The sequence below is a fragment of the Acinetobacter sp. CIP 102136 genome (assembly GCF_000369685.1).
GTDB lineage: Bacteria > Pseudomonadota > Gammaproteobacteria > Pseudomonadales > Moraxellaceae > Acinetobacter > Acinetobacter fasciculus.
On record NZ_KB850141.1, the window covers coordinates 295,632 to 308,190 of the forward strand.

The 12,559-nt window shown below is 44.3% G+C and carries 9 protein-coding genes and 3 tRNA genes; 3 read left to right on the forward strand and 9 right to left on the reverse strand.

Annotated features, from left to right (window positions below; genetic code table 11):
* Window positions 1–47 precede the first annotated feature (47 nt).
* Window positions 48–2,117, reverse strand: a complete 2,070-nt coding sequence (glyS, locus tag F893_RS04260) for a glycine--tRNA ligase subunit beta (RefSeq protein ID WP_005250536.1) — start codon at window positions 2,115–2,117, stop codon at window positions 48–50.
* Window positions 2,117–3,100: a glycine--tRNA ligase subunit alpha gene (gene glyQ, locus F893_RS04265; RefSeq protein ID WP_004278542.1), complete on the reverse strand. Its 984-nt coding sequence runs from the start codon at window positions 3,098–3,100 to the stop codon at window positions 2,117–2,119. The genes glyS and glyQ overlap by 1 nt, the downstream gene beginning before the upstream one ends.
* Window positions 3,101–3,412: 312 nt before the next feature.
* Here glyQ and F893_RS04270 point away from each other — a divergent pair, with 312 nt between their 5' ends.
* Both F893_RS04270 and F893_RS04275 read left to right on the forward strand, forming a co-directional pair.
* A complete protein-coding gene (locus tag F893_RS04270) occupies window positions 3,413–4,210 on the forward strand; it encodes a transglutaminase-like domain-containing protein (RefSeq protein ID WP_005250539.1) in 798 nt (265 codons plus the stop codon).
* 260 nt (window positions 4,211–4,470) lie between these two features.
* Window positions 4,471–5,580: an HPP family protein gene (locus F893_RS04275; RefSeq protein WP_005250542.1), complete on the forward strand. Its 1,110-nt coding sequence runs from the start codon at window positions 4,471–4,473 to the stop codon at window positions 5,578–5,580.
* Window positions 5,581–6,220: 640 nt separating this feature from the next.
* On the opposite strand, the gene F893_RS04285 is transcribed toward F893_RS04275, so the two are convergent.
* The 3 genes from F893_RS04285 to F893_RS04295 all read right to left on the reverse strand — a co-directional run bounded on the left by F893_RS04285 (window position 6,221) and on the right by F893_RS04295 (window position 9,009).
* A complete protein-coding gene (locus F893_RS04285; RefSeq protein ID WP_005250544.1) occupies window positions 6,221–7,633 on the reverse strand; it encodes an SLC13 family permease in 1,413 nt (470 codons plus the stop codon).
* 83 nt (window positions 7,634–7,716) lie between these two features.
* Window positions 7,717–8,502 carry a sulfite exporter TauE/SafE family protein gene (locus F893_RS04290; protein ID WP_005250546.1) on the reverse strand — a complete coding sequence of 262 codons (786 nt, stop codon included), beginning with the start codon at window positions 8,500–8,502 and terminating at the stop codon, window positions 7,717–7,719.
* 231 nt (window positions 8,503–8,733) lie between these two features.
* On the reverse strand, window positions 8,734–9,009 hold the full coding sequence (locus tag F893_RS04295; RefSeq protein ID WP_004278536.1) for a PspC domain-containing protein: 276 nt from the start codon (window positions 9,007–9,009) through the stop codon (window positions 8,734–8,736).
* Window positions 9,010–9,252: 243 nt separating this feature from the next.
* Between F893_RS04295 and F893_RS04300 the strand changes: the two genes are divergently transcribed.
* Window positions 9,253–9,942, forward strand: a complete 690-nt coding sequence (locus F893_RS04300) for a hypothetical protein (RefSeq protein WP_005250556.1) — start codon at window positions 9,253–9,255, stop codon at window positions 9,940–9,942.
* Window positions 9,943–10,124: 182 nt separating this feature from the next.
* Here F893_RS04300 and F893_RS04305 read toward each other — a convergent pair.
* From F893_RS04305 to F893_RS04320, 4 genes are all read right to left on the reverse strand, one after another.
* Window positions 10,125–10,200 (reverse strand) — tRNA-Lys (locus tag F893_RS04305).
* Window positions 10,201–10,275: 75 nt separating this feature from the next.
* Window positions 10,276–10,351 (reverse strand) — tRNA-Lys (locus tag F893_RS04310).
* Window positions 10,352–10,371: 20 nt separating this feature from the next.
* Window positions 10,372–10,447: transfer RNA gene (locus F893_RS04315), tRNA-Lys, on the reverse strand.
* A gap of 195 nt (window positions 10,448–10,642) precedes the next feature.
* Entirely contained in the window at window positions 10,643–12,484 is a 1,842-nt protein-coding gene (locus F893_RS04320; protein WP_005250558.1) for a long-chain-acyl-CoA synthetase, read from the reverse strand.
* Window positions 12,485–12,559 lie beyond the last annotated feature (75 nt).

Consider the following 12,559-nt stretch of genomic DNA (forward strand, 5'->3'; position numbering starts at 1 on the left):
AACCCACTATTTCTAGCAGGGTTTTAATTTTATTTCAAATGTCTGACTTAGTGCTGTAATACCGAAATATCAGCCACTTTCGTAAACAAGCCTCGAAGCTGCGCAAGCATACGTAAACGGTTTGCTTTCAGGTCAGCATCATCAGCCATCACCATGACGCCGTCAAAGAACGCATCCACTGGCGCACGAAGTGCAGCAAGTGCAGACAACGCAGCAGTATAGTCTTTAGCAGCAAATAACGGCTCAACTTGAGGCGCAATTTTCGCAAGTTCAGCGAATAAAGCTTTTTCAGCATCTTCAACCAGGTTTGCTTCAACCACAGCACCTTCAGGTGTCGCTTCTTTCGCTAAAATATTCGCAACACGCTTGTTGGCAGCAGCAAGCGCAGCCGCTTCAGGCAATGCACGGAAGTGATTAACTGCATTTACACGCTTGTCAAAATCAAGCGGAGATTTTGGTGACAAGGCTTGAACCGCTTGAATAACATCAACAGCAACACCTTGATCTTCGTATTTCGCACGGTAACGACCTTCCAGGAATGCAACTGCATCTGTCAAAGTCTTGTCGTGATCTTTCAATACATCGCCATACGCAGCAAGCGCAAGTTTGATCAAATCTTCAATTGAAACATCAAGTTCGTTTTCAGTCACAAGACGCAAAATACCAATCGCAGAACGACGGAGTGCAAACGGGTCTTTAGAACCTGTAGGCGCTTGACCGATCCCGAAAATACCTGTGAGCGTGTCTAAACGATCCGCAAGGGCAATCGTCGTACCTGTTTTAGTCTTCGGTAAAACGTCACCCGCAAATTTAGGAAGATATTGCTCACCTAAAGACTCAGCTACTTCAGCATTTTCACCTTCAAGACGTGCGTAGTAAGTACCCGCGATCCCTTGAAGTTCTGGGAATTCACCCACAAGCTCAGAGGTTAAGTCACATTTTGCAAGAAGGGCAGCTTTTTCAGCATCCGCAGGGTTAGCACCTGTAATTGGTGCAAGTGCCACAGCCAATTTCGCAATACGTGTCGATTTGTCCCAAAGCGTACCCAATTCTGCTTGGAACACCATGTTCGCCAATTTTTCTTTACGAGATGCAAGCGGTTGCTTTTGATCTTGTAGGAAGAAGAATTCAGCATCAGACAAACGTGGGCGAACAACTTTTTCGTTACCTTCAATAATTTGTGTCGGGTCTTTCGACTCAATGTTTGACACAGTAATGAAGTACGGTTGAAGTTTATTGTCGCTATTCACCAAACAGAAGTATTTTTGGTTGTCCTGCATCGTAGTGATCAATGCTTCTTGAGGAACAGCAAGGAAGCGTTCTTCAAAGCTTGCACGTAGCGCAACAGGCCATTCAACCAATGCAGTCACTTCGTCACGAAGATCGCTTGGTACAATCGCAATGGCATTGACTTCATCAGCAAGCGCTTTCACTTGTTGGTCGATGATTGCTTGACGCTCTTCAAAAGAAGCCACAACGTGAGCTGCTTTAAGCTTGCTTAAGTATTCGTCAGCGTGCGTTAAAGTGATCGCTTCTGGCGCGTGGAAACGATGACCAAAAGTCACGTTACCGGCTTTGTGATCTTGAATCGTCGCATCAACTACGTCGTTGTCTTTTAACAACACCACCCATTTCACAGGACGTACGAATTCAGTACGGCTCGCCGCAGAACGCATGCGTTTTGCAATTGGCAGGTTGTCTAAAGCATTTTGTAAAATTTGTGGCAATAAAACGTCAAGGCTTTGACCTTTTACGTCTTTTAGATAGCAAACTTTTTCAACTTTACCGGCTTGGAAAGTCGATACTTGATCAACTGTGATGCCTTGACCACGCATAAAGCCTTCAAGTGCTTTAGTCGGGTTGCCTTCAGCATCAAAGGCTGCTTGTTTAGCAGGGCCGTCAAAACGTTTTTGTGTGTCTGCTTGCGCAGCATCAACATTGACGATTTTAAGTGCAAGACGACGTGGTGCTGCATAAGCTTTGATTGAATCAAAAGCAAGACCCGCATCTTTTAAGCCTTTAACCGTTTCAGCATGTAAAGCATCACGTAATTTTTTCAGGCTTTTTGGTGGAAGTTCTTCACAACCCAATTCGAACAAAACGGTATGTTTAGACATTATTTGCTCTCCTTGTTTGCTTCTTTCGCTTCTGCTTCAACTTGCGCTTTTAATTGTGCCAATACTTCATCACGTAATGCAGGTTCAGCCATTGGGAAACCAAGTTCCGCACGTGCTGCTACATAGCTGGTCGCAATAGAACGTGCCAATGTACGTACACGTAAAATGTAACGCTGACGTTCAGTCACAGAAATCGCGCCACGCGCATCCAATAAGTTGAAGCTGTGTGATGCTTTCACGACTTGCTCATATGCAGGAAGTGGAAGTTTCGCTTCAATTAAACGTGTTGCTTCAGCTTCATAGAAATCGAACAATTCAAACATTTTTTCAACGTTGGCATATTCGAAGTTATAGGTCGATTGTTCCACTTCATTTTGATGGAACACATCGCCATACGTTACCGTACCGAACTGGCCTTTGGTCCAAACCAGATCGTAAACTGAGTCTACGCCTTGCAAGTACATGGCAAGACGTTCAAGGCCGTAAGTAATTTCGCCGGTGACTGGGTAGCATTCAACACCACCGACTTGCTGGAAGTACGTGAACTGCGTTACTTCCATACCATTCAGCCAAACTTCCCAACCTAAGCCCCAGGCACCCAGTGTTGGAGATTCCCAGTTGTCTTCTACGAAACGAATGTCGTGAACTAAAGGATCAATACCGATCGCTTTTAATGAATCAAGATAAAGCTGCTGGATGTTGTCCGGGTTTGGCTTAAGCACCACCTGGAACTGGTAGTAATGCTGTAAACGGTTCGGGTTTTCACCATAACGGCCATCTTTCGGACGGCGTGATGGTTGAACATAAGCGGCATTCCAGGTTTCAGGACCCAGCGCACGAAGGAAAGTCGCAGTGTGGAATGTCCCTGCACCCATTTCCATATCATAAGGTTGCAAAATGACGCAGCCTTGCTCCGCCCAGTAAGTTTGTAAGGCAAGAATTAAGCCTTGGAAGGTATCAATATGCGATATGGCGCGACTCATGGTCATCCACTTAAAATTAGAGAAAAATTGTGCTCAATTATAAGGACTTTGCAGGGGAGTGGCAAAGGGTTAATGTACGGATACTTTTTTGAAAAAAATAAAACAGGCTTAAAGGATACGCGGCATTTAGAAGCTTACTGCGATTTTAGCTGTACTGGCCGATACAGGCTGATCTGAAAATCAGGAATAAATCAGATGTATGGCATGCTGTTAAGCGGAGAATCATAAAGTTCAACGGATCTCATACGATTGCGACTCTAAAATTAGTTTAATATTCACGCAATATAATAATGCTTAAAAATAAGGAACTTCATGACCACTTACCAAATTCAATGCCATTTAAAATACAAGGTCGTGCAACCGACAGAATTTATTTTTATGCTTCAGGCGGCACATCATCCTGATCAGAATATTCTCGAAGAAAAACTTAGCTTTAATCTGCCCGTAGCATGGCATGAATTCCAGGATACTCAGCATCAAAACCGTCATGTTCGGCTACAGGTCGAACCCTGTGAGGCTTTTGAGCTGAATTATACGGCGACAGTGGTTCGTCAACCGAGCCTCTCTCTGGAGCTACAGCAAGGTCTGAAAGAAGTGGCCATTCCTGAGCTGCCCGATGAAGTATTGCCTTATTTATTGGCCAGCCGTTATTGTAATTCGGATTTATTACTGGAAATGGCGAAACGCTCATTTGGCTGGATGACACCGGGCTATACGCGGGTCAAAGCCATTGAACAGTGGATTTATAACAATATTTTTTATGTGTCTGGCAGTTCTGATCAGTTTACCACTGCTACAGATGTACTGGTGCATCGCGCAGGCGTATGTCGTGACTTTGCCCATTTAGGCATTGCGCTGTGCCGTGCCTTGGGAATTCCGGCACGCATGGTGGTCGGTTATGTGGAAATTGAAAAGTTTCTACCCGATTTTCATGCCATTTTTGAAGCCTATTTAGACGGTGGCTGGGTGCAGTTTGATCCGACCCGTTTGGCTCCGGTCGAAAATCTTATTCGGATCGGCACTGGAGTCGATGCCGGAGATGTGGCATTTTCAACTTATTATGGTCAGGTTGAGCTGTTAAAAATCCAGCCCCTGATCAAACCTGAATGAATAGGCAGGCCACAATAAAAATGTTCTGGAAATATACTAAGCAAAATGGTTACAAAGGATTTTTCCATTTCAATGGCGATTGATAGGGGAGCGGTTGTTCTGCAAAAAAAACAGGATCAGTATTTTCAAGCTGAGCGAGATTATTATGGTTTTAAAAAGCTTCGATCGATTCATGATGAAAAGATGTAAAACACAGATGCCTTTCATCTGGCTTGGTTCTATAATGCCCAAAATCTATGAACAATAAGATCAGGCGCACTGTGTTTCACTCCCATCTCGACTGGCTCAATACCTTAAAACCGAATTTCAAAATCCTTCCACTCAAAGACCGTTTGCTCTGCGGAGCTGGGGCACTATTGGGGTTGGTAGTCTCGTCTTTATTGAGTTTATGGATTCTGGGGGATTTTGAAGCCTGGTATATTGCTCCGATGGGCGCATCCTCGGTATTACTTTTTGCAGTGCCGGCCAGCCCTCTGGCGCAGCCCTGGAATATTCTGGTCGGCAACACCATTGCTGCCGTGATTGGCGTGAGCTGTGCCTTGTTAATTGCCAGTCCAACTGAGGCTTTTAGTGTAGCCGTGGCTTTGGCAATTGTCCTGATGATGACCACAGATTCCCTGCATCCACCGAGTGGCGCCGTGGCCATTACCGCAGTGCTGGGCGGCCAGCCGGTGCATGAACTCGGTTATGCCTTTGTATTTTATCCGGTACTACTCAATTCAATTTTACTGATGGTAATTGCCATTGTCTTTAACCGGATGATTGGCAAGGATTATCCGCAGCAAGCTCAACTAAATACTCGTTCCAAGGATCCGACGCCGACCCAGAAAGTCACGATTCAACCGCAGGATATTCAGGAAGTGCTGGATCAGCGCACCGAGCTGCTGGATATCAGCGAATATGACCTGCAAAAAATCATTCTGGAGGCACAAAACCGCGCCAATGCGCGTGCGGTACATGAATTTAGCTGCCAGGATATTATGACGAAGGATGTGGCAACGCTGCATGAAAATGATGATATCCAGCATGCCCTGGACAAGTTCAAGCAGATGAACCTGATGAGCCTGCCCGTCGTCAATGCTAATGAACAACTGATTGGCACGCTGGCGATGTATCAGGTGGTGGAATGGTTCAAGCGCGCTGCCGATGTGCGCAGCAGCTGGGAGTATCAGGTCAAACATATCATGACCCGTAAGGTGATCACAGTGCAGCCTTTACAACCCATTCAGGATCTGGTGCCGTATTTTGTCGAGCGTTCGTTCAACTATATTCCGGTGGTGAGCGAGCAGCAATTGGTGGGAATTATCAGTCGGGCAGATATGATTGCCGCACTGAATCAGGAGCTGAATCATTTTAAAATGAAAGTTTAAAACCGAATTAAAACGGAATTTAACAGAGCATGTGTGATCAACTCTGGTCAGCTTACCGGCTGAGAAAACTGTAAAATAGTGCCATCGGCAGGGAAAAACACAGCAGAAACAAAAAATGGGAACTAAAATTTTCACTTGAAGGATGCGAGATATAGGCCAGAATCAGGGTTCCCAGTACGCAGCTCATTAAAATCGTGATGATATTAAACAGTTGATAATGGCGTAGCAGCAGGTGAGTCACCAATAGGAAAGGGAAGATCATCATCCAGTAAGTCAGGCAGACAAAAAAGCTAATAAAAAGCGCTGAAAACAGGCTTCTGAAAATGGAGAAAACCCCATAGTTGGCTTCATGAAATAGCGCATAAGGGAATAAAATTACAGCGATGATCAAAGGGGTAAGCGCGAGGTTAAGCGTCATTTTCCAGGGAGAATTCTGGATCGGTTGAGAGATTAAGTGAAATATCCTGTCCAATATCTGTTTGCCACTTTTTGATGTTTTTAATATAGGGACTTTATCTTTATCATTGTTAAATGCATATTATTTTTCGATGAGAGAAAGATTCAACATATAGGCGATTAATACGACAAAGCACACCGGAGTGTGCTTTGTAGATGGTGTGATGCTTAAAAGCTGTAATGATTAAATAAAGAACCAGTAAATAAACAGGGAAATAATAAAGATACACATGATATTCAGTACAAAACCAACTTTCATCATTTCGCTTTGCTGGATATGACCGGTTCCAAAAACAATCGCATTGGGCGGGGTAGCTACCGGCAGCATAAAGGCACATGAGGCACCAATACCAATGACGATCACCAGAATTTCTTTGGGCATGCCCATCTGATCCGCAATTGCGGCAAATACTGGTACCAGCAGGGCAGCCGAAGCGGTATTACTGGTAAATTCAGTCAGAAAGATAATAAAAGTAGCGACTACAAAAATAATCATCAGCGGGGAGGTATCACCAAAGGCATTGGCCAGAGTTTGACCCAGTACCAGCGAACTGCCTGAATCCTTTAGAATGGCACTCAAGGTCAGACCACCACCAAATAGATATAACACCCCCCAATCAGTATTTTCTGCAATCTGTTTCCAGCTTGCGGTACCCAGAATCACAACCATACAGGCAGCCGAAATTGCAATCCAGGTATCCGGCTGGGAAATACCAAAAATTTCAGTGAATTTTTTACTGAAAATCCAGGCAATTGCAGTACAAAGAAAGAGGATCATGGTGGCTATACGGGTTCTGGTCCAAGGAATATCTTCGGTCGCAAATTGTATTTTATGATTCAGTTTTGGACGTAGTACCAGATATAAACTGACCAGCATGGCAGGAAGAATAATGAACATCATCGGCAAGCCGATTTTCATCCAGTCGGCAAAATCATAGCCGAGGGCCTTGGCGGCAATGGCATTCGGAGGGGAACCGACCATGGTGCCCAGTCCGCCAATACTGGCCGAATAGGCAATGCCGAGCAGGATAAAGACAAAAGTTTTACGATCCTTGCTGACATCCAGATGTGAAAGCAAACCCAGAGCCAAAGGCAGCATCATGGCAGCAGTCGCCGTATTGGAAATCCACATGGACAGAAGCGCTGTCACCACAAAAATCGCTAGTACAGAAATACCCAGATGCCCTCTGGACATGGAGATGATCCACATGGCAATTTTCCGGTCCAGTTTCTGGATATGCAACGCCGTTGCCAGCGCAAAACCACCAAAAAACAGGAAAATGACAGGATCGGCAAAAGTGGCCAAAGCGGCTTGCGTGGTAATCGGAACCAGTTCTTCACCAGAGGCCATTGGCATGGCCAGCAATACCGCCATCACGGGGATGAGTAAAGCTGTAATCGTGATATGAATGGCTTCAGTCAGCCATAAGATACCGATAAAGGCTAAAAGGGCCAGTCCTTTATTGGCATTCTGGTCATAGGGCAGGTAAAGATATAAGCCATAGGCTACGATGGCTGCGACAAGAATAAGGATCCAGCCTTTCAGCAGTCCTTTGGGCATAGCATTGGTCGGGGTAGCTAGGTTGGTCTGAGTCATATGCTCTCCTTGCAAGGTGTTTATTTACGTCATTTTTATATGCCAGCTTTGAATTTGTAATTTTGATTTGTTTAAAAAATATCCTATTTAAAGATACTATAACCAGATTGTTGCAATAATCCAGCACTTTGCCAGAGAGCATACAAGCCCAAACCCAGAAGTAAAGCCAGGACAATCCATTTGAAGTGCTGCTGAGATAAACGATGGCGTATTTTGCCTCCAATCCAGACACCAGCAAGGGCGAATAAGCTTATCCCGATCAGAATATGCTGTTGATGGGTTTCCAGTGTGATCAGAATTGGAAACAGTAAAACCAGCTGGATCAGTTTACCGGCAATGAAATTGAGATTACTGATAATAACAATATCTGTTTTAGAGAGTTGGCAACTCATCAGATACATCATCAGAAAAGGTGCCATGGCATTGGTTGCACCTCCAATAATGCCGGCCAGTAAACCAAAACAGAGCATGCTGGAAATATGCGGACTAACTTGTAAGGGGCGTGTCCGTAACTGGTCCAAGACATAAAATATAATTACCAGACCCAATAACAGTTTTAAATAAGCCTCATTTAGCCAAAGTAATAGCTTGACCCCGAGTACACTGCCGACCAGGCTACTAAGCATTAATGGCCAATAACGTTTTATATAATAGCCAATACTATTCAACAGGCTATGCGCAGGGTCAGCATTCAGCATGATCAGATTCAGCAGCAGACAGGGCAGAATGACAAGGGTAACCGCGATGCTAAGCGGATATGCGCTGGACAGAACAGCCGTACTCATCATAGGAAAGCCAAAGCCGCTTAAACCATGCAGCAGGGCTGCGACGGCACAGAGCCACAGCATCATCCATTCTGCCTGAGTCATGTGAAATCCATTTCAAAAATTGGAATCTTGAACTTATCGTGAATTCAACTGAGAAAGAAAGTGAAAAGCTGTAATACAGCAAAGAAATAACAAAAAATATAGGCAAAAAAAAGCCACGATAACTTGGGGAAATTACCGTGGCATCAAAATTTCATCCCATTTAACCGGGGTGAAAGAGGAAGCTCTGCGATGAAACTGGTTAAGAACGCTTGTTAAAAATGACTGTACAGCTTAATAGCGTTTATCCTGATTCACTGTACGCACAGGATTTTGATAGCCCTGAGGTTGATGAACGCTGTCATGATCAATTCTGTACTGTTTTTTCGGCATGATTAACCACAACACCAGATAGACCAAAATACCCGGGAATGCGGCACTCATGATTGAAATCACCACAAAAATCAGACGTAATAAATTTGCGTTCCAACCAAAACGTTCAGCAATACCACCCATTACACCTGCAATCATGTTTGAGCGGTTAGAGCGATATAAACCAACATTGGCCATTAAAATCTCCTGATTAAAAATAAGTTTGAATCCTAAAATGGATCCATACTTAAAGAAATGGAGTTTACTTAAACTTTTTAAAGTGCTGATTACAAATAAAATCGTTAAGTAATGTTAATAAAGATTAAAACCAGATCTAAGAGCTACTAACATAGTGAAAATTCTATTGAACTCTTGTGTAAAGTTCATCAGCTTTGCTGGGTGCTTTTTGCTCGCCATGTTTCCTATTTAGGTTTGTTAAAAATGAAATTGGATGTATCACGTTGTACATTAAGCAGTTTTTTTAAATGTAGCTTGGTGTTGGGGAGTATGGTGATTTTGCAGGCTTGCGATCAGCAGCAAGTCAAACCTGAACAGGAAGGTCAGGCGACCTCAGAAGAGGGCGTTAAAATTTCCGCTGCCAATACGAAGGCCGATGTGGTGACTGTCAGCGCCAAATCCTTAACTCAGGTCGCAGGGCAGGCGACTCTTCCGGTAGAAGCAGATTTAAACCCGGCAACTGTACCAGAGGATGCCAAGGCGTTTATAGGCCGCTATCATACTGAAATCGATTGTGATGGCCGCTTTGCGCCCTGTACTGAAGGTAAGGCGGAATTTATTTTGACTTTACTACCGGATGGTACGGTGCATCGCAGCATTTTGCAGTATGGGAAGGTATTTATTGATAATACCAAAAATAGCACGGCTCATAATATTACCTACCGTAAAGACCGCTGGTTTATCAATCCGGAGCGCACCGAGCTGGTGGTGAATCACAAAGAAGGGGCGAGCTTTTACTATAAGATTAAAGATTCAAATCACTTAGTCATGAATCTGGAAAAAATCTATAGTGAAAAGGAAAAAACCAACCGGGAATTATTTGATCGTGGCTATCCGGCACCTTCGAAAGCCTATGAACTGGTCAAAGACACGTCCTTTCATATTCAAGAGTAATACCCGATAAAAATCGGCTGATCTGGTCGAAAGCTTAATTCAAATACGATTTAGATTAGACAATAAAGGCGAGTTGTGGGAACGTGTGAGCCTAAAATCTGGGCGCAGAAATACACGACCAAAACATCGCAATTTAATTAAAATATAATGAAGTAAATCAGAGAAACATTCTAAGGAAAGAATGGTGGGTCGTCCGCGATTCGAACGCGGGACCAACGGATTAAAAGTCCGCTGCTCTACCAGCTGAGCTAACGACCCTGAGGAATAAAAATGATGATGACCATTTTTATGACGCAAGAGTGTGGTGTACTTTTACGTGATCCTTTCGGAAGATGGTGGGTCGTCCGCGATTCGAACGCGGGACCAACGGATTAAAAGTCCGCTGCTCTACCAGCTGAGCTAACGACCCATCAAGAAATATCAAATAAGTGGTGGGTCGTCCGCGATTCGAACGCGGGACCAACGGATTAAAAGTCCGCTGCTCTACCAGCTGAGCTAACGACCCTGAACCATCATTCAAACTTGGTTTGAATGTGCAGTGCAAGTCAAGCTAAATAGCTTAAAGCACCACTTTGTTTGATGGAGCGTATTGTAGCAAGATCTCATTTCAGCGCAAGCAAAAAATAACAAAGTTGCCCATGTTTGATTATAAATACAACAATTATGCTTTATCTAAACAAAAAATAGGCAACTTCAGTACTTAGAAGCGATATTGATAGGCCTGGATATTGGCAAAAATCTCTGCGGTGAGCTTGGAATATGCCGTTGCACCTGGTAATAACACCAGCAGGCATTCATCGGTTTTACTCGGATCAAATGCTTGCTCTTTCAATTTATTTTTCTGGTATTTAAAGGTACCTGTAGTTTCAACCTGCTGTTGTATACGTAAAAATACCGGTACCGCATAAGCCGGCAAGCATTTTTTAAAGCAAGCGGCCATGGCTGCTAAATCTGCATCATCCAATTTTACATCGGGTTGCAGGGTAATCACGGCCATACCGGCACGACCATTGGTATTGGGAATTTCTACGCCATACACCACCGCTTCAACGATTTTGTCATACTCGGTCAGCATGTTTTCCACTTCAGTTGTAGAAACATTTTCCCCTTTCCAGCGGAAAGTCTCGCCTAAACGATCAACAAACTGCGCATGACGGAAGCCGATATTGCGCACCAGATCTCCGGTATTGAAGTAAGCATCACCTTGGGTAAATACATCCTGCATGATGACTGACTTGTTTTTTTCCGGATCGGTATAGCCATCAAAGGGTGAACGGCGGGTAATTTTACCAATTAATAAACCAGTTTCGCCTTTTTTCAGCCGTTTGCAATGGCCTTTAGCGTCCCGTACCGGCTCATTTTTATCTTTATCAAAGGCAATAATCGCATACGGTGTGGGTGAGAAACCGACGGTATTGTCAAAATTGAAAATATTGCTAAAACCGACATTGCCTTCACTAGAGGCATACAGTTCCAGCACTTCCTGAATGCCAAAACGGGATTTAAATTTATCCCAGATATTTGGGCGCATGCCATTCCCAATCATCTTAGTCACGCGGTGACCTTTTTCCAGTTCAGATGGGGGAGCATCTATCAGATAGCGGCACAACTCACCGACATAACCAATCGCAGAGGCATCAAATTTTTGCACATCCTTCCAGAAAGAAGAGGTCGAAAATTTACGGCGAATAGCCAGGGTGCTGCTCCCTGCAATGACACCGCACCAGCACACCACCATGCCTGTGGCATGATAAAGCGGCAGGGTACAGTACATCACATCATCTTTATTGAGATTCAGTACATGCCCATAGGTGCCATAAGCCAGCGTCCAGCGACCATTGGTAAAGATCACCGCTTTAGGTAGGCCCGTCGTGCCCGAGGTGTAAATATAGAACAGTCCGTCTTTTCCCTGCACCGAATGAGTAGTTGATGGATTGAATTTGGGAGCAAGATCGGTTTTTTCAGCCAGGTTGATAAAGCCTTCAGGCGCCTGACCCGGATCGGCTTGAGTATTTTGATCTGAAAACCAGTGCAAGCGGTCACTGCTAATATTTAGGTCATCACGAATCTCGTTAACTGCATGACTACACTCTTCACCCACAATCAGGGCAATCGGTTTGACCAGATTGATACTGTGCATCAGCACTTTGCCGACTTGGGAGGTATTCACCAGAGCCGTGGTCACACCCAGTTTAGCCAGACCAATTACACTGGCAATCAATTCAGGACGGTTCTCGACCATGACAGCAACGACATCACCTTTCTTGGCACCCAAGGATAGATAGAAATGGGCAATCTGGTTGGCCCAGGCATTGAGAGCAGCATAGCTATAGCTTTGCTCTTCAAAACGCAAAGCAATGCCTTCCGGGTTGCGCTTGGTGGCTTTTTCAAAAGCCAGACCCAAGCCGGCCGGTGTGTTCGGAGTACGTAAATATGCCTGTCTTAGACCAGTGAGCAAATTGGGCACTTTGGTCAAGAAAGCCGGGATTTTGGCAGCGACATCTGCAATTCCAATCAGATCGTGTGGTTTCATTTGGGTCATGAGAATCCTATTTATTTTTCGTATCCGATACGTTCAATTTATATACAGTAGACGAGCTATCCATCTTTTAGCGTT

Bases quoted from the DNA above. Each gene is read 5' to 3' on its own strand.
- F893_RS04320 (WP_005250558.1), bottom strand. From the start codon at position 12,484: ATGACCCAAATGAAACCACACGATCTGATTGGAATTGCAGATGTCGCT.
- glyS (WP_005250536.1), bottom strand. From the start codon at position 2,117: ATGTCTAAACATACCGTTTTGTTCGAATTGGGTTGTGAAGAACTTCCA.
- F893_RS04295 (WP_004278536.1), bottom strand. From the start codon at position 9,009: ATGGCCAATGTTGGTTTATATCGCTCTAACCGCTCAAACATGATTGCA.
- F893_RS04285 (WP_005250544.1), bottom strand. From the start codon at position 7,633: ATGACTCAGACCAACCTAGCTACCCCGACCAATGCTATGCCCAAAGGA.
- F893_RS04290 (WP_005250546.1), bottom strand. From the start codon at position 8,502: ATGACTCAGGCAGAATGGATGATGCTGTGGCTCTGTGCCGTCGCAGCC.
- F893_RS04300 (WP_005250556.1), top strand. From the start codon at position 9,253: ATGAAATTGGATGTATCACGTTGTACATTAAGCAGTTTTTTTAAATGT.
- F893_RS04270 (WP_005250539.1), top strand. From the start codon at position 3,413: ATGACCACTTACCAAATTCAATGCCATTTAAAATACAAGGTCGTGCAA.
- glyQ (WP_004278542.1), bottom strand. From the start codon at position 3,100: ATGAGTCGCGCCATATCGCATATTGATACCTTCCAAGGCTTAATTCTT.